This window comes from Paenibacillus monticola, assembly GCF_009664975.1.
Lineage (GTDB): Bacteria > Bacillota > Bacilli > Paenibacillales > Paenibacillaceae > Paenibacillus_AQ > Paenibacillus_AQ monticola.
The window spans coordinates 96495-119406 of the sequence record NZ_WJXB01000013.1 but is presented as its reverse complement, the minus strand read 5'-3'; the positions used below and the strand labels follow the sequence as shown (position 1 = coordinate 119406).

Genomic DNA, 22912 nt, shown 5'->3' with positions numbered 1-22912 from the left:
ATAACGGATGGTGTTTTAGGAGGCTAACCATGGTCATAACGATGCGAGAAGTTGCAGAACGTGCAGGAGTGTCTAAAAGTACGGTTTCGCAGTTTCTGAGTAAAAGATACAACTATATGAGTCTAGACACCAAGAGGAAAGTCGAGCAAGCCATTGAGGAACTCAATTATATTCCCAATGAGGTGGCCCGCAGTCTCAAACATAAGAAGACATTCATTGTTGGGGTGATTTCTTCAACCATCTTATCGAAATTCACAACAGAAGTCGTACGTGCAATAGAAGATGAATGCCAGTTGGAAGGTGTTCAGGTCATTGTCTGCAATACCGATGATGATTCCCTCAAGGAAAAAAATTACGTTCAGTCGATGATTGCGCGGCAAGTGGACGGACTTATCATTTTCCCCACTGAAGAGAATAAGAAACTGTATGTTTCTCTTGTTAAGAATGGCTATCCGTTTGTATTTGTCGACAGAAAAATCGATGAAATCAGCGTAGATACGGTGCTGCTGAACAATGAAAAAGCCAGTGAATTGGCGGTCGAGACATTTGCCCAGCATAACCATGAAAATATTGGGATCATCACCTTTCCCTTAGGCAAAAAAACGATCACCACACGGATTGAGCGGCTGTCCGGTTATAGAAAGACGTTGGAGAACCATGGTCTGCCGGTTAATGAAGACTATATCAAAAGTGGTAGGCTGGATGAAATGCCAGATCTCATTGGCGAACTATTCCATATGGACAATCCGCCAACCGCAATTATCGCCACCAATGACATGATTTTGGAGCAGGTACTGATTTATGCCAAAAACAACCGTCTGACCATACCAAATGACTTTTCCCTGATCGGAGTCGATGATGTATCCTTTGCGGCGTTCTATAACCCGCCTATCACTACGGTTTCCCAACCAAGCTTTGAAATGGGGAAAAGAAGTGCCCGGCTGCTGCTGGACAAAATCAATCGGAAAGGACAGGAAGATGAGGCACCCTCAGAAATCATCCGATTAAATCCTACGATCAACCTCAGAGAATCTGTCCGGATTTTGAACTGAATCATTAGAAATAGGGAACTGGACTGGTTCGCTTCCTGTTCCCAAACCCCCTTCAAAAGTGAAGTAGCGGCGCTACAGTCCGCCAAGTAATAACTTTAACTAGTCTGGCTATGTAGGTTTGCCTCGTTGTTCGTTCGCTCGAATTCGTCAACCGCTAATTGTGGTTCTTAGCCATAAATAACTCAACTTACTTTCTTTTTCTTGAAGTAAGATGAAATAATTGCTATTGCCAAAAGAAAATAATGGTGCTATTATTCGATTCATGATAACGCTTGCAACTTCTTCGTGTACCTTTTTTTTGGAAATGATAGCGCTCTATAAAGAGAGGAGGAAGGAATTGACTTCAAATAATTAATATATAGGCTTATATGTGATTTAGTTCACAAAAGTAGTTTGTGCTTTCTTTTTTAACTCTACAATAAAGGAAATTTTTTTTGAAGCTTTACTAAATCGATTTAGTAATATGGTAAAAAATAAAAATTAGAAAGAAGATGAAATTTATTATGGATATGTTTATGAGTATTATCAGGGAACCATCCATCATTATTGCTATCGTGACGCTTCTCGGCCTCATTTTTCAGCGGAAGAAGGTATCCGAAATTATTACCGGGACCACCCTTTCTTTTATGGGCTTCACCATGATCAAAGTTGGTGGAGGAATCTTGGGAGGCGTCCTCACCAAATTCAGTCAAATTTTCTCTTACGCTTTCAACCTCAAAGGTGTTGTACCGAGTAATGAAGCTATCATGTCATTGACCATTGATCAGATCGGTGCGGATGCTGCGATCATTCTACTCTTCTCGATGATCCTCAACATTGTGCTTGCCCGAGTGACTAAGTTCAAATACATATACCTTTCCCTTCACTTGGTTCTGTTCATGAGCTTTGCTGCAACAGCCGTTATGAAAGGCCTCGGGTTCAGTTCATGGATTACGATCATCGTCAGTTCTTTGGCAATCGGAAGCTATATGGCGATTTTCCCTTATTTTCTCCGGAATGCCAGTAGAAATATCATCAAGTCCGATGAATATACGATTGCCCATGCTTCGATGATTTCCTACATTATCGGGACATACTTAGGAAAGGTATTTGGCAACCGCAATAATGATACCGAAAATATTAAGATAAATGACCGCATCAGTTTTTTGCGGGATTCCAATGTTGCCACTACCTTGACCATGCTTGTACTTTTACTAATATCCGGACTGGTTGCTGGTCCAACTTATGTCAATGAATTGGCTGAAGGTAAACAATATATCGTCTTCATCCTTGAACAGGCAGCTATCTTTGCAGCCGGTTTGTATATCGCCAAAGCAGGAGTAAAGCTGTTCACAACAGAAATCGTCCCCGCTTTCAAAGGGTTTTCCCAAGTGTTCGCTCCTGGAGCAATCCCTGGGGTGGATGTATTGGTCCTTTTCGACAAATCTCCTAATTCCGCGTTAGTAGGGTTCTTGACCAGCTTCTTCACTGGCGTGGCCTGCGTATTTCTCTTCCCGCTAGTTGGATTGCCTGTCATCGTCCCAGGGATTATGGCGTGCTTCTTGGCTGGGGGCGCAGCTGCTATATTCGGCAATTCCAGCGGTGGCTTCAGAGGTGCTATCATTTCCAGCGGTTTCAATGGATTCTTGCTCTGTCTGTTGCCAGCCCTTACCTTGCCACTCTTTTCTTTCCTAGGTGTAGAAGGGGTGACATTCGCCGATCCGGACTTCACTTCGCTTTCAATTATACTATGGGGAATTTTTCGTTGGTTTTAACTAAATCGATTTAGTATACTTATACTAATGTTCTAAGGATCATAAGAAGCTAAGCTCCATTAAAATTAAGCATATGCTTACGAAGCTAGTTTTGTACGAAGTAACGCAGTGAAGTGATGCTGACAAAACTTTCAGGAGGAATTATTCATGTTCTTTAAAGACCAAGATATTCAACTCGATACAGTCGACAGCAATACAACTCGTAAAGTGCTGGCCCACAGCGATCAGATTATGTATGCTAAAGTGATGTTTGCGAAAGCTGGAGAAGGGGAAATCCCGCTGCACAAGCATGTTCATGAACAGGTTACTTATGTAATGCAGGGAAGTTTTCAGTTTATGATCGATGATGGTGAAACAAAAGATGTACAAATCGTCAAAGAAGGCGACAGTATTCATTTTCCATCCAATGTTCTCCATGGCTGCATCCCACTGGAGGATAATGCTATCCTGCTGGATGCCTTTACACCAGCACGTGCAGATTTCCTGTAGCCCTTCACTTGCTGTTGTAGCAGTGACATCTTTCGTTTAGGTATACGGTGCATGTGGAAGCGGTAGTGATGCTGAAATGAAATTGGTTTAAAGGTATGTAGAAAATACAACTGTTATAGTCCGTCTTTAAGCACAGAACCCGAACCATTGAGATTTTAATGGTTCGGGTTTTTATGTTTCGTTCTGATTTTAAATGGGATGATCTGATCGAACTTATTAGCGGCATCTTTTTTGTACACTCAAGGCATGTGGAATGCTGTGTGTTCTTAGTAGTCAGGAAGTAATTGTAGAAAGAGAAATTATATTCGCTTAAGTGTTAATTCGAAGTGGAAGCTGCGGCAGCCGATGCAGCGGCTGCTGCGGCAATTGCGGTCTGCTGCGCAATGACAATATTGGTAATACTGGTGGAGAGCGTTGCGGTAAGAATGCCGCTTTTGATATCATCTACAGATTTGAAGGCTACCAGCGCAGCTGACAGCAGCAGTAATTCCTGTGTGGTAATGGACCAATTCCCGAGGCCTTTTTGGGTACGCAAAAAATCATAAGTATCTGAGACATCGCTAACCAGAGTTCCCCTGTCACAGGGGAGTAATGATAGTACGCCAAGCGAAGGAAGGGTATATTCTTTGTCCAGCCGAATTCCCCCTGAACGGAAGGCATCGCGTAATTCAAGTACGCGGGCTGCCGCGTGTGACGCTTCATTTCCAAGAACCAGCACCTGTGTCAGGGCTTGCACGCTGTTCCCGGATAGGAATTCGGGCTTCAGAGCCACATAGAGCTGCTCCATGCTCTCCACACCGCTATGAATATCGACATCGGAAAGGCCAAGCATTGCGGCAAAGATATAGTCGTCCTGTCCCGTAAGGAAACGGTGGTGAGCTTTCATGCCGTCATAGAATGCTTTTGCCCGCTCTACAGTAAGCAGATATTGATCTGGTCCAGTATTAGCGGCGATCTGATAGGCGGAAACGACGAGATAATCAGAGGCTCTGAATTTGGCATTCTTCATCATGTCATAGACGGCAAGCGTGTGTGCTAGCTGCGTTTGTCTATCCGTAGAAAGAGACAGCAGGGTAGCGATGCTGATTGCCGAAGTCCCCCTAAAGGAAGAAAAAAGTCCGGTATTCTCCTTAATAAGCTCAAAGCTCTCGCGAATCGCCCCATCATCCGCGATTTTGTTCTCTGCCGTGTACAGTAATGCAGCCAATCGATTGACCATGGCATTTTGCCAGACAAACGCCTTTTTAATCCTCTGCGCGTTATCAGCAAACAATTCAAGCCTTGCTGTATACTGCTCCTTCATCGGATACACCTCTTACCTAATTTGTTTTATTTCATAGACTATTATACTTTCTACAACGCTAGAGGTTTCATGAATACTACATTTCTTCACCGCCGAAATGATATGAATCCACCTCGTCATCGGCCAGTGTGATGTCGTTTGAATTCAGGGTGGCAGATGGTTATGATAACAGTAAACCCGAAGAGTAGATCCTAAGTTTAATCTATAGAGATAGAGCTTGAATAAATTGAAGAAGGAGACAAATATGGAACATGCATATATTGAAATAGTAGGTGCACGTGCGAATAACTTAAAGAATATCAGTTTGAAAATACCTAAAAAGAAGATCACAATTTTCACTGGAGTGTCCGGGTCTGGTAAATCATCGATCGTGTTTGATACCATTGCCCAAGAATCAGGAAGGCAGTTGAATGAAACCTTTAGCAAATTTATACAAGGGTTTATGCCTAAATATAGTCATGCGGAAGTTGACACCATTGAGAACCTATCCTTGGCAATTATTGTGGCTCAAAAGAGAATAGGCGGTAACTCACGCTCGACACTGGGTACAATCACGGATATCAATCCAATAATCAGACTATTATTTTCACGGAACGGGCAACCACATATAGGACCTTCCCATTATTTCTCCTTTAATGACCCCAACGGAATGTGTAAGACTTGCGAAGGTATTGGCAGGATGGTTACATTGGATTTGAACAAAGCGCTGGATCATGAAAAATCATTAAATGAAGGTGCGATTTTGTTGCCGGGTTTTTCAGTGGGTACTTGGCAGTGGAAGATGTATGCAGCTACCGGTTATTTTGATGGTGATAAAAAAATCAAGGCCTATTCGAAAGAGGAATACGATAAGCTTGTGTATTGTAAACCAGAAAAAGTGAAATCAGCTATTGTTGAGGGTATGAATTCGACTTATGAGGGCCTTGTCGAGAGATTTATCAGACAAAACATCAAAACGGAGGGCGAAAAATCAGAGGCGTCCAAAAAGAAAATAGCCCCATTTGTAACTGAAAAACAATGCAATGATTGCTGTGGCAAACGATATAATGAAACGGTATTATCTTCAAAAATCATGGGTTACTCCATTGCAGATTTAACTTCTATGCAGGTTGATTCGCTCCTAGAACTAGTGGGGAAAATCAAGGACCAGAACTTAAAACCTATTGTTGATAACCTTTCTGAGCGATTGAATGATCTAATTCATATAGGGCTTGATTATGTGAGTCTGGACAGGGAAACTTCAACCTTATCTGGCGGAGAGTCGCAACGTGTGAAAATGGTTAAACACCTCACAAGCAGCTTAACGGATGTTGTGTATATATTTGATGAACCCAGTATCGGGTTACACCCCAGAGATGTTCATAGGCTTAATGAATTGTTGTGCAAGTTAAGGGATAAAGGCAACACGGTAATTGTAGTTGAGCATGACCCTGATGTTATAAAGATTGCTGATCATATCGTTGACGTGGGTCCAAAGGCAGGAACTGACGGTGGAAGAATTATGTTTGAGGGCTCCTATAACGACCTTTTAAACACCAAGACGTTAACAGGAGAATATATAGGCAGGAGCTTGCCAATCAAGAGTAAAACAAGGACAAGCAATGATTTTTTTGAAACTCAAAAAAGCAGCTTGCACAATTTAAAAAACGTAAGTTTAAGAATACCTAAAGGCATATTTACGGTTGTCACAGGCGTTGCCGGATCTGGTAAATCTTCACTTGTTAATAGTGTCTTTGCTAAGGAATATAAAGATGCAATTATTATCGACCAGTCGGCTGTAAGCGCAAATTTACGCTCTAATCCAGCGACCTTTACTGGAATTATGGATGAAATTCGCAAATTGTTTGCGGGTGAAAATAAGGTGAGTGCCGGGTTGTTCAGCTATAATTCAGAAGGAGCATGTGAGGCATGTAAAGGGCGCGGTTACATCGAAACAGATCTTTCCTTTATGGATTCGGTTGAAACGGTTTGTGAAGAATGCAGTGGCAAAAGGTTTAAGGTTGAGGTATTAGAGTATAAGTTTAATGGTAAGTCGATCGTAGATGTGCTTGCAATGACAGTTGCTGAAGCTGTTGATTTTTTTACACAAAAAGAAATAATCAAAAAACTAACGCATATTGTAGATGTCGGCCTATATTATATGACGCTGGGACAACCCTTAGACACCTTATCCGGTGGAGAATGTCAACGTTTAAAGTTGGCTAAGGAATTAAGTAAAAAGGGCAACATCTATATCATGGACGAGCCTACAACCGGATTGCATATGTCTGATATTACGAGCATATTGACAATCATTAACCATCTTGTGGATAAGGGTAACACGGTTATTGTTATAGAACACAACCTTGATGTCATTCGTAACGCCGATTGGATCATCGATGTGGGTGTTGAGGGAGGTAGTCGAGGGGGTCAAATTCTTTTTGAAGGAACACCGTATCACTTGAGAGACTGCAAGGAGTCAATTACTGCAAAGTACTTGTAATGGTTTTTTGGTATAGTGTCAGAAGAATAGCCGCTTTTAAGGGCGGCGGCTTTCGGAATAGCAGTCAAGAGATAGACCGAATCCTTGCGACAGGGCGGTCTATTTCTTTTTGAGTAATTCAGCAAAGCAATAATGAACTTGCCGAACATGAACATCAATGACAACGCTTGATAAACCTCCATTGGCCTCACCTCCCTTCCGGGAGATTAGCCGACGCTTGAATAGACGAGTATTACAAGCGCTTCACAGCGTCCAATAAGTACAATATATCAGACAATGGTATGTAGAAAATACAAATATTATAGTCCAGCTTCAAGCAAAGATCCCAAACAATTAAGATTTCAATTGTTCGGGTTCTTATGCTTCAGAGATCTATTTAATTTCAACGATAAAGGAAGCAATTCCGGCCAGATCGCCTTTGGGTAGCGATTTCGGCGGGTTGTAGACGGTAGCCACATACGTACCGGGGCCTTTATCCGGCTTGAAACGGTAGGCGAAGCTGCCATTATCAGCCACGGGAAACGAGACCGGGGCGCTCTCTACGCCATTAACCTTATGGTAAGTTAAACGCAGTGAAGCGAAATCGGAGCTGCCCGGCAGAATAGTACCACTGAGATCGACGTAGGAAGAGGCTTCGGCATAACCGGACGGCCAGACTTTGCTGTCATTCGAAGTCAGCTTAAGATCCATCTTCAGTGCATCGTATAGCACATTGCCACTGCGGGCAAAGGGAATATCTGCTGGAGACAATTCAGCAGTAATTGGGATGGAATCAATCATAGTTTTATTCGCATGATCTCGATATACGAATGCGTTAGCTCCGGGAAGCAACGGGATGGTAACCTCATAAAGTGTATATTTTAACGAATTATACCCTTGTGGAGGCTTATTTCCCAGATAGGTCCATGAGTCTGTCGAACCGAGTCTGCTGTTCTCATATATAAACGGGGGTCCTCCTTGACTTAGTACAGTAAGGGTAGCTTCAGATTTGGTCGCTTTTTCCTGAGCACGATAATTTGCGAACCAGCTACTATATTGTAGAAGCACCTTCTTGTCACTACTGTTGTAGCTAAGCTTCAAACCGAACTGATCTCGTAACAAGCTTAACGGAACCATAACAGTACCGCCTTTATTTTGAACAGAGATAGTGGCTACCTTCTTGGATTGGCTATAGACGGCACCCGTCTTCAAATTCAGCTTCAATGGATTGACATATCCGTTCTCCGAGAAGTAAATGGTGTTCTCGGCGGGAACATACTGCATATTCCCTTGTATAAACTGCACGATATTCTTAAGCGGCAGGTAAACGGAACCTTTGATGATTGCAGGTGCACTGCTCAGCGTGGTTCTTTGGTTCATTTTGGAATGGAAGGCGGTGGTCCGACCTATGCCCATAAGCCACTCTTGCTCCAGTGGAAGCAATATCACATCGGTGCTGTTCAGTAGATTAATAACAGGTCTGAAGCTGTATAACAGGGAGATAAAGTCGGCTAGGGAAGTTCTGCTCTCGAATGTATACCCTGTCTTGTTGTCATAAGTCCAATAGGCGGAGTAAACTCTGTCTGTACCAGAGCCGGTTACCTGGACCGTGCCTTTGGCATCAGTGAACGGAACGCTGAATTTGGTTGCGCCAGCAAAAGCCTGAATTAGCTGCTGCTTGTCAGTCTCTTTCCCAGCGGCCGCTGCGTCGGCATAGAAATTCCAGCCTCCCTTTTGCTGTAGAAGAATAGTGCCGGTTCCTTGTGTCGATGCTTTCCCGGCAGAGAGACTGAATAGAAGAGGGCCGAAATTAGTTGACGTAGTGGAGGAAGGCAAAGTGCTTCCCGCAGAAGGAAGCAGAGCACTTTTATGAACATCAATTTTGTATCCGTCCTCCAGAAAGTTGCTTGTTATTGCGTAATAATTCCAATCAGAGTCTGGCAAGCGGGTCGGCAGATATGCCTTCACCGGACTTTTGGCGTACAGCTGTTTGGCAAGCGGTTCCCAAATGCTCTGATAGCCAAACCCGGGATCAAGCACCAGACGCTCGCTCGCGCTGACCGGCAGCACAGTGCTCGTGTTGACAGGCTGGGCAGGTTCCGTACCCGCGGCGTAAAGTGTGATGGGGGTTGTCAATATAAATGCTGCAACGGTCAGACTGACCCATCTGCTGACTTTGAATATATGTAACATTTCAGTTGTCCTCCTTAGGGCTGCTTGTTTCAATATAGACGTTTTATTTTCCAAAAAGTTGCAAATAAAGTAAACTTATACCTGATTCCATGGAGTAATTCTGCAATGCGTTAATGAATGTCACAGCAGTCTGATATACTTACATATTATGATAGGTGTTACACATACGAAAGGGAGCGTTTTTTTGGAAGAAAAACAACTAACTAGAGGACTTAAGGCGCGGCATATTGAACTGATCGCACTTGGAGGCACCATCGGTGTAGGCTTGTTCATGGGCTCGGCAAGTACCATCCAATGGGCTGGACCTTCTGTGCTGCTGGCGTATCTGTTGGCTGGGATTATTATGTTTTTTGTAATGAGAATCATGGGAGAAATGCTGGTTCTTGAACCAGTGACGGGCTCCTTTGCAACGTTTGCTCATAAGTATATTCATCCATTGGCCGGTTTCTTGACTGCTTGGAGCTATTGGTTTCTGTGGGTTACGGTAGGGATGGCGGAAGTTACGGCGATTGGAATCTATGTGGGCTATTGGTTCCCGAACATTCCGCAATGGCTGCCTGCTCTGGCGGGTGTGGGAATTATTGCGGCAGCTAATTTAGCGGCAGTGAAATTTTATGGGGAATTTGAGTTTTGGTTTGCCATGATCAAGGTTGTCGCCATTGGCGTTATGCTGGTTGTGGGAACAGGGATGATTTTCTTCGGCTTAGGGAATGGCGGGGTGCCGATTGGTCTCTCGAACCTGTATAGCCATGGCGGTTTTTTCGCGGGTGGTTTGAAGGGGTTTCTGTTTGCCCTCTGTATCGTGACGGCTGCCTATCAGGGAATAGAGTTAGTTGGGATTACAGCTGGTGAAGCGGAGAATCCTAAAGTCACTTTGCAAAAAGCGATCAAAAATATTATCTGGCGCATATTAATTTTCTACGTGGGTGCTATCTTTATCATTGTCACCATTTATCCGTGGAACCAAGTGGGCGAGACCGGCAGTCCCTTCGTGCTGACCTTTGCCAAGGTAGGTATTGTTGCCGCTGCAGGCATCATCAATTTTGTGGTGCTCACGGCTGCGATGTCGGGCTGCAACAGCGGGATTTACAGTGCGGGGAGAATGCTCTATACTTTGGCCAAAAATGGACAAGCCCCTAAGTTTTTCGGGAAAGTATCGAAGAGCGGTGTCCCCCGAAATAGTATCATTACCACCATATCCTTGCTGTTATTGGGCGTCTTATTTAATTACATCGCGCCTGACTCCAAGCTGTTTCTGTATATTTACAGTGCCAGTATCCTTCCGGGGATGGTGCCGTGGCTAGCCTTGGCCTTCAGTCAATTTAGATTCAGGAAGGCACGGAAGGATGAGATGAAGGATCATCCCTTTAAGTCTTTGTTCTTCCCTGTCAGCAACTACATCACGATCATTTTCTTGTCGCTGGTGTTGGTTGGAATGTGGTTCAACCCGGATACGCATACGTCATTAATTGTCGGGGCTACGTTCCTCCTGATTGTGATTGTGGGTTATTATGTCTTTGGCATAGGGAAACGGCAGAAGGTTGAAGAGTAGAGGAAGAACAACAAGTTGAAATATAGTGAGCCCATCAAGCAAGATTCAGGTTAATTCCTGATCTTGCTTGTTTTTGTGTGGGTGCTGGTCCAAGAAGAAACGGTTTCGCCGTCCTTTTATAGAGGGTACCTGTTCCTTCGAGAAAACGACGAAGCTTTATTTTTAAGGCAATATAATTTTCTCTTGAAAGCAGCAGGTTTCGATAGAATTCCTCGTTACCAATAATCCTAGTAAGTGTATCCTAATAAAAAAAGTAATATATTGGGTTGCCAATTTGGGAATGTTCGAATATAATGGTATAAAAAGCAAAAAAAGTTAAATTATGGTATTAGATTAAAATTTAAAATTTATTGTAAATTTTTATATTATTGGAGTTAAGGAATGAAGTTATGAAGAATTCACTTTTTCGAATGTTTTTTTTGATATGCCTGTTCGTTCTACTTTTTATTATATCATACTCCTATCATCCATATCTTGAACCTGCGGACGAGGAAATACTTGTATCAGACAATGCATTTGTTTCTAGTAAAAATATCAACTGCGTTGAGAGAGAAATGGACGAGAAAGAAGCTGAGTCTAAACAAACTTCGGATAACATTGGATTTTTAACACTTAATAATGTTAAGAAAATGGTCGGAGTTGGTAATATTTTAGAAGATAAACAAAAGAAACAGAATCCTATTACGGTCGCAATTTTGGATAGTGGAATCTACCCACATCAGGATTTAACCAGCCCGAATAACCGGATAGTTGCCTTTAAAGATATGGTAAATGGGTTAGAAGAGCCATATGATGATAACGGTCATGGGACGGCCATTGCTGGAATTATTGGGGGTAACGGCTCACAATCATCAGGTACATATAGTGGTATTGCTCCTTTCGTGCACTTTGTTGCTATTAAAGTTTTAAATTTTGAAGGCAAGGCCTCTAAAAAAGCCTTGCTGGACGGAATAAACTGGGTGATTGAAAATAAGGAGCGATATAATATCAAGATTTTAAATATCTCTATCGGATTGCCGACAGATGGCTATGATGATATCGCAGCATTAGCAGATAAAGCGTATGAGTCAGGAATATTCATTGTTACATCTGTTGGTAATGGAAAAGAAGAGATGTCTCAAACGATGTATTCTCCGGCAATCAGCCCATCAGTTGTCGCTGTAGGAGCTATTCAGGAGTCGGAATATAGGAACGATTCCAACTATAGTGTAGCGAGTTTTTCTAGTTCATGGACATCTCCTGAAGGTGTAGCAAAGCCAGATTTAGTTGCACCTGGTTATCACATCCTCTCGCTTCAAAGCGATATTTACTATAAGGGAGAGGGTGGATATTCAAGTTCACTCCTTTATTCACCATTTTCCGGAACATCTATGTCTGCAGCTGTAGTTTCTGGAGCAGTAGCATTATTGATGACTGAGCATCCGGAAATGTCATTACATGAGATCAGAAAGGAGGTGTTTTTAAATTGCATTAATCTTAAAGAAGGTTACCGTTATCTGCATTTGAAGGGAAGATAAGAAATGTCAAAGAAAGTCTACGTTTGGCTTGTATTAGCAGCAATAATTCTTGTAACAACTGGGTCTGTACTATACTTTTCTAATCATGATAGATCGCTTAAGTACTTTGTCATTGATGAGGGTTTGTATCAGGGAGATAAAAGATACATAAGACAGACCAATAATCTGGCTGCAATTAATCTTGGGAAACAGATAGGTGTCACAGATGAAAAACAACAAGTATACGAAATCACTGGGTTAGACTCTGACAGTTGGATCTGCTCACGCACTGATGGCATCGAGTCCGTATTCCGTGAAACAAAGACTCCCTATCTAATACCAGAGAAATTTAAAGCCAATAAGTTACTTATAAAGGATGAGGGGGCTTTAGGCGGTAAGCAAGTTATCATTTCACAGAAAGATATAATCGAACGTATATTGTCTGATATGAAGGATGAGAATCTTGTAAAAACGCCGGACACCGAACAAATTTCTTCTATAAAACAGGTGAATTTGTATTCTGAGGACTACCCAGGCATATATTTTATATTATATCTGTTACACGATGAATCGAATGGATATTGTTTTCTATTGGAGTCTGGTACTCAAACGACATGGAAGATAGGACATGAATTAATGAAGCAAATTATGTAGCAAATAATGTACAAATGATGTAGTAATATAAAACCAAGGAGGAAATTCAAATGAGTAAATCAAAAGCTCTCATAAAATATTTTTGTACTCTTTCTGTTATTCTAAGCCTCGCAATTGCCCCATATGCTTCTGCAGCCGGAACTAATAATACATCCGTAAAAGGACAAGTGGTTCTAACGGTTAAGTTTACTCCTGAAGAGGCGGATTCATACAAAAATTCCTTAAGAGATGCTAAAAGAATAGGAGCCGAATACATTAAAGGCTTAATTAGTGAATCCAGCGATAGTGACAAGACAGAATACCTTATTTCTATGCTTCAAACTGCTGAGGCTGAGGATACAGATAGTTACTTTATACTACAGCCTGACGGAACATATGATTTAAATATGCCTCATCGAAATGCAGAAGTTGTCGTTGACGGTGTAGAGTACAGTACCGATCAGGATGGATATTATGCAATCCCTATACAGTCTCAAAAACAAGTTAACGTCCAATTGACAAGAGAAAATACCGAGATTACTAGTGTTGATGTAAATCTACAAAGTCAGGATTCACAAAGCACTGATATTAAAATTGTAAAAAGCTTTGAAGAGTTTGCTCAAGGAATTCAACAGATGGGGACAGACATGCAGGCAGAGGCACAAGGGATAACTACTTACTCCCAAATACCTGTCGGCGGATATTTTGGAGCAGGTGTTGGCAGATCCAAGGTTTTCAAAAATAAAAATATTGTTGGCTGCAATAAGCATGACATGAACTTGAATTCAGTTACACAAGTTCAGTTTGCTCTTCAAAACTCCGACTGCTCTGTATCAGTGAAACTTGGTGTAATGGCTATTCAAAATAGCCAACTCTCAATGTATAAAAATAGTATTTATTGTGTTGATGAAGCTATAGGATCTGAGGATAATAGTACTTCTGGAAATATATACTGTAATGGGCAGTCCACCATGCGTAATGGGAATAGTAAAGGCGGCCACATCAGCTGCTCCTGGTTTACTGGGATTGGGCATACAGAAGAAGCACACACGCACAATTAATTTTTTATGTGAGCCTAAAGATCAAGCAATGAGCCAAGGAACTAACACGGCTCATTGCTTTGTTGCACTAGCCATACCTTTTAGGCAAAGGGGACATGAAATGAAAAAAATGCTCATTGCTCTCTCTGTTATTGTAATAGTGATGGGATTCTTTATGATTAAATCTTTATTTTTGACGGATTCTCATTCGGAGCCTTATGAACGTTTTTCGCGAATAACGAATATTGCGCAATCTACTGTTATACTTAAAAGAGGCGAGGTTACTTATTCATTGTTTGGTTCAGAGGTTGGAGAATTGAAAGGCCGACAGATAGGTATTGTGGATGGAGACGAGCGTGACCAGGTTTTTATATTGCAAGGGTATAGCTCAGATGAATGGATTATCGAATATTACGATGTTTTAATGTCAACCTATGATCTCTACAAAGCGGATCATGTAACCGATATTCCTTCCATTCTTGAACAGTACCGTTTGAGGTAGAAGAAGCTTAGGGTGAATTGATACTCGAAACAGGATATACGTACAACCACTAGCCATTATTAATATTCACGCTCAACAATAGTCGCTGAGAAGCGACTTTTTTATATTATTATGTAGTGCACTGTACAGAATAAAGAGACCTAACAATAAATTGATATAATCACTTTGCACTTGAGTATCCTCGCTTTGCTGAAGGGGTGGCGCTTTTCAGCATACGGGATACGCAAGTGTTTTTTAATATTTACCGTGCCCTAAATCCGATTCCATTTGTCAACTACATACTTTGGTGTAGGGCCTTCTAAAAAGCGTACACATACACCTTGGTCCGCAGGGTATCTTTACAAGTTACTGTGCGGACAGGCGTCATGCCGGGAAGGGTAAAGCAGACGCTGATGACTACCGCGCCCGGCAGCAGTTCATGCTTGAACTTGTCCACCAGCTGCTTCATCGCTCCAGGGAACAAATAACAGAGGACGATATCTGCATGACTGTATGAGCTGCTGTAGATATTCCCACGTAGGTAACGAAGCCTTCCGTGGAGCTTATCCTTACCATTCGCTGCTTGCAGCCAACGTGTACTAAACATAGCTAGCAGTTGGGAAGACCATAAGGGGATGGTGGAATTCTCAATACCAATCAGCCTTTTTCCTGAACAATGGCGAATGACATCCAGACCCAGCGTTCCCCAGCCGGAGCCGGCCTCTACAACGTTTACGTATCCGGGAATCCGGTTCACCTCTTGTATAACCGCCTTCCGTACAGGTCTTGATGTGGGCATCGGCGATATTCCATTCTTCCAACTGACAGCCACAATGGACAGCATAGATAAGAAGAACACACTGGAGATCAGCCACGGAATGATGGGGATGATGATCATATTTGTCACTCCTTTTCGATGAATTATCTACCTTGGCTATGACAGTCATAGTGGAGATAAGGTATAATTCAAAGATGATTAGTTAAATGAAGAAAGAGAGGCACGATGATGATAAGAGCAACTGATGACAATGAGTATTATGAACTGTTGAGTCCAACCAGTCTTCCCAAGGCTTCGGGGTTTCTATGGAATGAGAAGATGATGATTCATATGAATTGTCGCGGCTATGCTGTAGCTCAGTTTATGCAGCCGGAACCTGCCAAATATTCGTATGCGCCGAATTTGGAAGCAAAGACATTTATGCAACCGGAACAGCCTTATTATGCGCATCATCCCGGCCGTTTTGTATATGTGAAGGATGAAGAGAATGGGAAAGTGTTCTCTGCCCCCTATGAGCCGGTTCGCACGCTTCCTGATAAATATACCTTCGCTGTAGGCAAAAATAATATAGTCTGGAAGATCGAAAACGATGGTATTGGTATAGAAATGAGTCTGAGTCTGCCTAAAGAGGATGCCATGGAACTATGGCGGGTTAAAGTGACAAATCTTTCGCAAACGAAACGGAAGATAAGTATCTATCCCTATTTTACCATTGGTTATATGTCTTGGATGAATCAATCGGGTGAATATAAGCAAGAGTTACAGGGAATTGTAGCTTCTGCGATTACGCCTTATCAGAAATATCAGGACTACGCTAAGATTAAGCTATTGAAAGACAAGACTTTCCTATTAGCAGATCAAGAACCTTTCGCCTGGGAAGTTAACCAAGAGGCTTTTGAAGGAGAAGGTGGCATTACCTCACCGTCATCGATCCAGAACGAAGTGTTGTCCAAAGGGGAATCCCGTTATGAATCTCCGGTTGCGGTTCTGCAATATAGATTAGAGATGGAGCCAGGTGAAGAGCAGGCCTATCGATTTATATTTGGTCCAGCTAAAGACGAGACAGAGATTGCGCAGATCCGCCAGAGTTTGTTCGTAGATCGAAATGCCAATGGTGAAGATGGTTTTGTCCAAGCTGAACGGGAATATGCAGAATACATAAAGGAAGGCAGAGGATGTATTGAGATCAAGACTCCGGATGCTGACCTGGACAATTTTGTGAACCATTGGCTGCCGCGGCAAATGTATTATCATGGTCAAACCAACCGTCTTACCACCGATCCCCAAACCCGGAACTACCTGCAAGATAATATGGGCATGAGCTATATTAAGCCACAGATGGCTAGAGCAGCATTCCTGACGGCGTTAAGCCAACAAAATGCAAGCGGTGCCATGCCGGATGGTATTATTTTGCATGAGGCGGCGGAGTTGAAATATATTAATCAGGTTCCTCATACGGATCATTGCGTTTGGCTGCCTATTTGTCTTAGTACCTATTTGGATGAGACGAATGACTATAGCATTCTGGATGAAAAAGTTCCGTTTGCGGATGGTGAGGAAGTGGCCTCCGTATTTGAACATATCAATCGGGCGATGGACTGGCTTATGGGCGCGCGCGATGCACGGGGTTTGAACTTTATCGATCAAGGTGACTGGTGTGACCCGATGAATATGGTTGGCTACAAGGGAAAAGGCGTTTCCGGTTGGCTGACGATGGCTTCGGCCTATGCCTTTATCATCTGGGCAGATATTTGTGGGAAAAGTGAACAACTGGAAACCAGCAAGAAGTTTCGCTTGGCCGCGGATGAGACGAATGTGGTCATCAACAAATATTTATGGGATGGCGAATGGTACGCGCGCGGAATAACGGATGACAATGTCGTCTTTGGCATTAGCACCGATAAGGAAGGTCGTATCTTCATTAATCCGCAGGGTTGGGCACTATTGTGTGGTGCGGCCGATCCAGTGAAGCAGAAGAAATTAATGCAGGCGGTTGAGGAGCAATTAGAAACACCTTATGGTGTTGAGAAACTGGCACCAGCCTACACAGCGATGCGGGAGGATGTGGGCCGTGTCACGCAGAAGTTCCCGGGAACGGCTGAAAATGGAGCTGTCTATAATCACGCTGCAGCCTTTTATATCTATGCATTGTACCAAGTGGGCGAGCAGGACGATGCGTATCGTTTACTGCGCAAAATGCTTCCAGGACCAGACGCTGCGGATATTCTCAGACGGGGCCAGTTACCTGTGTTTATCCCCAATTATTATCGTGGTGCTTATAGACAATATCCAAATACAGCCGGACGGTCCAGTCATTTGTTCAACACAGGCACGGTTCCGTGGGTGTACCGCTGTCTGATCGATGGTTTATTTGGATTAAAAGGGAATGAAGCAGGCATCCAGGTCCATCCACAGCTTCCTTCGGAATGGCAAGAGGTTACGGTCAAACGTACCTTCAGAGGTGCTGAACTGCATATCGATATTAAACGGGAATCAGGCGTTGAAAAAACTGAAGTTTATCTCAATGGCAATCTTATTGAGGATGGCATCATCAAGGATTTGACAGCAGGTGCAGAATATAGCGTACTGGTCAAAATTCCGTCCCTGAACGCATAAGAAAGGAAATCAACCACGATGAACTTAATAATCAGGAACCAAGTGGAGGCTGAACTACAGGCCTTTGTTGGGGAGGAAGTCTATATTCACAGCGAGGCGACTTCCTTTGTCTTCGTCCGCAATTTCAAGGTTAAGGTTACCGAAGCCTTTATTGCCGGGGAAGATTCATTTCGGGTAGCTCTGCGGTTCGATGAGTTGGGCTGGCTGCGGATGGAAGCTCTCACGCATTATGAAAAGGATGGTCATGCTCGCCTGTTGTTAGCAGGGTATGACGATAAGGGACGGATGAACGTCGCCCTGCACTTGGGAAAGGAGCCGTTTCCGGAATGAATAAGACCAATAAAGAACCCTCACGGAAGCTGCTGGCCGTGTTTGCCCACCCGGATGATGAGACTTTTATCTGCGGAGGCACACTTGCGAAATATGCCAGCGAAGGGGTCGACATTACGCTGGTGAGCGCGACTCGGGGTGAAATGGGACGCCGCATGGGTAATCCGGTTTACATCAACCGGGAAACGATGCCGGCCATTCGCGAACAGGAATTACGCCGCGCCTGTGATAGCTTGGGCATCCAGCAACTTATTTTTTTCGATATCCGCGATAAAACCGTGGAGTTTGTAGATGAAATCCAATTAACCAACAGGATTGCAGACCTTATCAACGAAGTGAATCCCGATGTTATCCTTACTTTTCATGAGTTGCTCGGCGGACATCCGGATCATTGCGCGATTGGAAAAGCGACGACTGCCGCTGCGGAGATCACTGGACGCAGAGAGTCTTTATATTTCATCAGTTATGGCGATACGATGGAGCACCCGGAAGGATTCGGTTATACTCGGCAGGATGTTGTCAAAGTTGATGTGTTTGCCCATTTGGAAGCCAAACTGGCTGCGTTTCGGGATCACCGTTGCCAGACTGAAATTGATGAGTGGGTATGGCAGAATGATCAGGAAGCGTTGGCGAGATTCGGGAGATATGAGTATTTCTTGAAAGGCAGTGAAGCGGCTAGGGTACAGGAGCAGGAGCAGGAGCAGGATGATTTGTTTGTGGCGACCTGCGTCGCGCAGCACTAGCGAAGTAAATAGATCCATATGAAGAAAGTGTCTGAGGAGAAGGAGAAATCCTTTTTCTTCATACCCTTTCTTTTTTTACTTATTTTACTGACAAATTAGCGAAAATTCATTTTAAAACATTGAAAACACAAAAATAATATCATTTTTATGAATATTTATTCATCCATTAATAGGGAATAAACGACTGATTTATACACTGAGCTAACAAATGAACAAGGCTCAACTTTTTGCTAGTAGATTGTTCACTTGAGAATCTTGGTTAAGCGATATCATTGTTGGCATGACCGACTTTTATTGAATATTCAAGAGTTAATGCAAGGCAGGAACATCCCCCTAAAATTCTACATCTTCTTACATATATAATCAGATATGAGATTATGAAGGGGCTTCAAACTAAAAGAAATCTACAGCGAAGACGAGAATCCCTCTCACGAATTAACATAGAATTGATTTGAATTTACAGTGCATGAATTGAATGAATTCGGTTTAAACCCTATATTGTTCTAATGAAATCAATACATTCATTAGGAGGAATAAAGAGGTGAAAAGGAGTAACGCACTGACAACCCGTGTGCTGGCAACAGTCGTACTTTTGACGTCGTTGTTCTCTGCAGGTTATGTTCCGGCCCAGCCGGCTAATGCAGAGACTGTGTATACGAACGTTTTTGCTGCGGCTGGCGTAACTGCAACTGCGAATGGTTACGTGTCTGAGACCTATGCCCCATCCCAAGCCATTGACGGTAATATAGCAAGTAGTAAATGGGCCTACGAGGGAAATTCGAATATGCCTACTGAAGAGAACCCCTATTGGTTGAAGATTGATACGGGTGCCGAAGCTACGGTACACCAGTTTGTACTAGCTCATGCGGGTGCGGCGGGAGCGCCAGATAGTAACAATACCCGGGATTTCACCATTGAAACCAGCAATGACGATGTGTCATGGACACCTGTAGTTACTGTTACCAATAATACTTATGGCACAACAACTCATGATCTGGAGGCACCAGTTACAGCGAGATATTTCAAACTTAATATCACGAATCCAGGAGCTGTAGATTCATCGACAGGTTTGTATGCTGCCAATATCTACGAATTTCAGGCTTACGGATACTCAGAGCCTGAGAATACAGATATAGCGGTGCAAGGTCAGGGCTTGCTTGGTGAATATTACACTGGAAATAGTGATTTTGGATTTGGTGACTATAAAGCGACGACGATAGATCCACAGATTAATTTCACTAATCTGGACCCGGTGCTGCAGAGCTGGACGGGTTCACAAGATCATGCCAATGCCCGCTGGACCGGGCAGATTATGGCGCCGCAAACAGATGCGTATACGTTTCATATCATTGGTGACAACGGATTTCGTCTGTGGATCGATGATAAGCTCGTCATTGACCACTGGGTGAACGACTGGGATAAGGAGTTGGCGAGTAACTCTATCTCACTAGAAGGTGGGAAGAAATACAATTTTAAAATTGAATACTTTGAAGATATGGGGGGTTCCAATTTATATCTACGTTGGTCTACACCAAGTATGACTAAGGAAATCGTGCCAAGCACCGCTTTCTACTTGCCGAAGGAGTATACCGGACCCGTAGCCGGCAGTGTTCTCCAAAGGGGATCGAGCATAATGCTTGCAATGGCTTCTCCGTTGAAGGAATTGCCAGCCACTTTGCAGGATCACCTGACCGTTACAGCGGATAATCAGCCCATTCAGGTTCAAAGTGTGGAGTTAGGTGTAGATCCATCTGTCCTTATATTAAATTTGGCAACTCCGATAACGTCGAGTCAGAATGTGCATGTCTCGTATGATGGACAAGCCGGACTGCAATTTGCCAATGAAACAGCTATAGGTAGCTTCAGAATTAATCCGGTTAATGATGTAGCGGATTATTCGCCGATCGCCATTGCGATGTCATTCAATGGAAGTGCGAAAACGAACCGTTCATTTGCCTGGTATACAGCTTATGAGAAGCCGGAAAATGCACCGACCAATATAATAGAAAGCATTGTAGAGGTTGTGCCAGCAGATCAGGAATTCGGTTCCTCAGGGACGATCCGTTTCACAGGAAAGCCGGAAGAAACCAAGGTGTTAAATCTCAACATCACGAGTTCAACCAAAGGATCATTTATCAGCCACAAGGTATTGGTAGATGGCCTGACCCCGGGAACAGCCTACAAGTACCGGGTAGGCAACGAGGGAAACTGGAGTAAGGCAGGTAGCTTTACGACGGAAGCGGATAATGAGAAGAATTATGAATTTCTATATATGACGGATTCGCAAGGCTCCAACACACAGGACTATATAGTCTGGGCCAATACGCTTAAGCAAGGGCTGGAGCATTACCCGAATTCCAAGTTTTTGGTGATGACCGGTGATCAGGTGGATGCCGGTTCCCTGGAATCCCAATGGCTTGATTATTTCGGTAAACCGCAAGATATGCTGATGAATCTGCCTTTGATGGCAGCCGTAGGCAATCACGAGGGACCGTACAATGATAACTATTACTATCATTTTAATTATCCGAATGATTCCATCCAGAATCCGCTACCTCCAGGCAGTGTGTATTCGTATGACTACGGCGATGCCCATATTATGGTTCTGAATACGATGGATATCGGCTGGGATGATCGTCAGAAGGAGTCGTTTAGACAGCAAATTGAATGGCTGAAGAAGGAAGTAGCCAAAACGGATAAGAAGTGGAAGGTTGTGGCTTTCCATAAAGCGATCTATTCACTCGGCAACCATGCGAAGGATAGCGACATTCTGGAGATGAGACAAACACTTTACCCTGTTTTTGATGAACTGGGGATCGATGTGGTGCTGCAGGGGCATGACCATACCTTCATGAGATCTTTTCAGATGTATAACAATAAGCCGGTTGCGGATGTCAAAACAGATGAGAGTGGCAATGCGCTCAATCCTGCTGGAACGCTGTATATGATAAACAATTCAGCGGGTACCAAGTATTATGATCTACAAGAAAATGTAGATAGGTATTATGCGGCGGTATATGAGCAGCCGAAAGTTCCGATCTACTCGGGCATCCGGATGACGGAAAACAGCTTCACCATTGATTCTTATAAATCGGGTCAGGCTACACCATTTGATACCTATTCCATTGTCAGAAATGACGATAAGCCGCAGCCTGTTGAGCAATTGGTGGCAAACAAGGCCACTGATGGCAAGACAGTTCTATCCTGGAACAAACCGCAGGATATTAGCACAGAGGATGGGGTCAGAGGGTTTAGAATTTATGAGGTCAACGGGAAAATGGGCGCGAACTGGAGCGTATATGTTCCGGCAGCAGAGGGTCAGGAGAACTATCAATATCATGTGGAGACGACCGTTGCTGAGAATTACGAGTTTGCCGTCAAAGCCGTCGACAAGCGGGATAATTCGGCTGCCAGTATCGTAGGTACTATACCGGTGGCCCCGACTGGACCGGTAGTGGACGATGGACATAACATATTCGGTTGGACGAATGTCCCTGGATATTCCAAGTTATCCGATTACGAATATAGTGTAGACGGTGGAGAGAAGTGGCTGCCTGTAACTAAGAATCCACAGCCGCTTGAAGATTACGACTATCCAGTGGGCTCAGTAATGGTGCGCGTTACAGCAGATGAAGCTTCAGGAATAGCCGCCGGCTTACCGCTTGTTTCGGATAAGCCTTTCACCGTAAACAATATTAACAGCGCTTATTCACTTACAGGCCAAATAAAGAGAACTAATCAAATACAGGTCGATGTTACGGTAGAACAATTGGCCGAATATAGTGGTGTTGCTTATGTGGTGTTTGAACTGTTAAAGGGAGATACTCCCATTCTCATGAATGCAGTTCCTCTTAAGCAAGGTAAATTAACAATCTCTCAATATTTCAACGAAACAGAAACGGATTACAAGGTTAAAGTATTTGTACTTAATCAATTTAATAATGATCTTATTACACCAGTCCAACTGGCAAAACCCATCCTACTCCAATAA

The 22912-nt window shown here is 43.3% G+C and carries 17 protein-coding genes; 13 read left to right on the top strand and 4 right to left on the bottom strand.

What is annotated here, in order from left to right:
• Positions 1-29 precede the first annotated feature (29 nt).
• The 3 genes from GJB61_RS25410 to GJB61_RS25400 all read left to right on the top strand — a co-directional run bounded on the left by GJB61_RS25410 (position 30) and on the right by GJB61_RS25400 (position 3295).
• Complete coding sequence (locus GJB61_RS25410) at positions 30-1052, top strand: LacI family DNA-binding transcriptional regulator (protein ID WP_154121828.1); 1023 nt, start codon at positions 30-32, stop codon at positions 1050-1052.
• Positions 1053-1567: 515 nt separating this feature from the next.
• Positions 1568-2806: a PTS ascorbate transporter subunit IIC gene (locus tag GJB61_RS25405; RefSeq protein ID WP_229522446.1), complete on the top strand. Its 1239-nt coding sequence runs from the start codon at positions 1568-1570 to the stop codon at positions 2804-2806.
• A 147-nt stretch (positions 2807-2953) separates the two neighbouring features.
• Positions 2954-3295, top strand: a complete 342-nt coding sequence (locus GJB61_RS25400) for a cupin domain-containing protein (protein WP_154121826.1) — start codon at positions 2954-2956, stop codon at positions 3293-3295.
• A gap of 316 nt (positions 3296-3611) precedes the next feature.
• Here the strand turns inward: GJB61_RS25400 and GJB61_RS25395 are convergent, their stop codons facing one another.
• The gene (locus GJB61_RS25395) at positions 3612-4598 is read right to left on the bottom strand and encodes a DUF4003 family protein (RefSeq protein WP_154121825.1); all 987 of its coding nucleotides are present in this window, start codon (positions 4596-4598) and stop codon (positions 3612-3614) included.
• Positions 4599-4842: 244 nt separating this feature from the next.
• Here GJB61_RS25395 and GJB61_RS25390 point away from each other — a divergent pair, with 244 nt between their 5' ends.
• Complete coding sequence (locus GJB61_RS25390) at positions 4843-7080, top strand: ATP-binding cassette domain-containing protein (RefSeq protein WP_154121824.1); 2238 nt, start codon at positions 4843-4845, stop codon at positions 7078-7080.
• Here GJB61_RS25390 and GJB61_RS31955 read toward each other — a convergent pair.
• The gene (locus GJB61_RS31955) at positions 7035-7262 is read right to left on the bottom strand and encodes a putative holin-like toxin (protein ID WP_267490846.1); all 228 of its coding nucleotides are present in this window, start codon (positions 7260-7262) and stop codon (positions 7035-7037) included. The two genes, GJB61_RS25390 and GJB61_RS31955, sit on opposite strands and share 46 nt — an antisense overlap.
• Before the next feature lie 190 nt (positions 7263-7452).
• Positions 7453-9252, bottom strand: a complete 1800-nt coding sequence (locus GJB61_RS25385; protein ID WP_154121823.1) for a stalk domain-containing protein — start codon at positions 9250-9252, stop codon at positions 7453-7455.
• Positions 9253-9436: 184 nt separating this feature from the next.
• Between GJB61_RS25385 and GJB61_RS25380 the strand changes: the two genes are divergently transcribed.
• The 5 genes from GJB61_RS25380 to GJB61_RS25360 all read left to right on the top strand — a co-directional run bounded on the left by GJB61_RS25380 (position 9437) and on the right by GJB61_RS25360 (position 14475).
• The gene (locus GJB61_RS25380; protein WP_154121822.1) at positions 9437-10804 is read left to right on the top strand and encodes an amino acid permease; all 1368 of its coding nucleotides are present in this window, start codon (positions 9437-9439) and stop codon (positions 10802-10804) included.
• 389 nt (positions 10805-11193) lie between these two features.
• Positions 11194-12321, top strand: a complete 1128-nt coding sequence (locus GJB61_RS25375; RefSeq protein ID WP_154121821.1) for a S8 family peptidase — start codon at positions 11194-11196, stop codon at positions 12319-12321.
• Between the two features lie 3 nt (positions 12322-12324).
• Positions 12325-12954, top strand: a complete 630-nt coding sequence (locus tag GJB61_RS25370) for a hypothetical protein (protein WP_154121820.1) — start codon at positions 12325-12327, stop codon at positions 12952-12954.
• 50 nt (positions 12955-13004) lie between these two features.
• Positions 13005-13994, top strand: a complete 990-nt coding sequence (locus GJB61_RS25365) for a hypothetical protein (protein WP_154121819.1) — start codon at positions 13005-13007, stop codon at positions 13992-13994.
• A gap of 100 nt (positions 13995-14094) precedes the next feature.
• Complete coding sequence (locus GJB61_RS25360) at positions 14095-14475, top strand: hypothetical protein (RefSeq protein ID WP_154121818.1); 381 nt, start codon at positions 14095-14097, stop codon at positions 14473-14475.
• A gap of 298 nt (positions 14476-14773) precedes the next feature.
• On the opposite strand, the gene GJB61_RS25355 is transcribed toward GJB61_RS25360, so the two are convergent.
• Positions 14774-15352, bottom strand: a complete 579-nt coding sequence (locus GJB61_RS25355; protein ID WP_154121817.1) for a class I SAM-dependent methyltransferase — start codon at positions 15350-15352, stop codon at positions 14774-14776.
• A 108-nt stretch (positions 15353-15460) separates the two neighbouring features.
• On the opposite strand from GJB61_RS25355, the gene GJB61_RS25350 reads away from it, so the two are divergent.
• The 4 genes from GJB61_RS25350 (at position 15461) to GJB61_RS25335 (ending at position 22912) form a co-directional block, all read left to right on the top strand.
• Positions 15461-17848, top strand: coding sequence for a GH36-type glycosyl hydrolase domain-containing protein (locus GJB61_RS25350; RefSeq protein ID WP_154121898.1), 2388 nt, complete (start codon positions 15461-15463; stop codon positions 17846-17848).
• Positions 17849-17866: 18 nt separating this feature from the next.
• A complete protein-coding gene (locus GJB61_RS25345) occupies positions 17867-18178 on the top strand; it encodes a DUF1806 family protein (protein WP_154121816.1) in 312 nt (103 codons plus the stop codon).
• Positions 18175-18921 (top strand): PIG-L family deacetylase, encoded by a 747-nt coding sequence (locus GJB61_RS25340; protein WP_154121815.1) that lies wholly within the window; start codon positions 18175-18177, stop codon positions 18919-18921. The genes GJB61_RS25345 and GJB61_RS25340 overlap by 4 nt, the downstream gene beginning before the upstream one ends.
• Positions 18922-19462: 541 nt before the next feature.
• Positions 19463-22912 (top strand): PA14 domain-containing protein, encoded by a 3450-nt coding sequence (locus GJB61_RS25335; RefSeq protein ID WP_338116118.1) that lies wholly within the window; start codon positions 19463-19465, stop codon positions 22910-22912.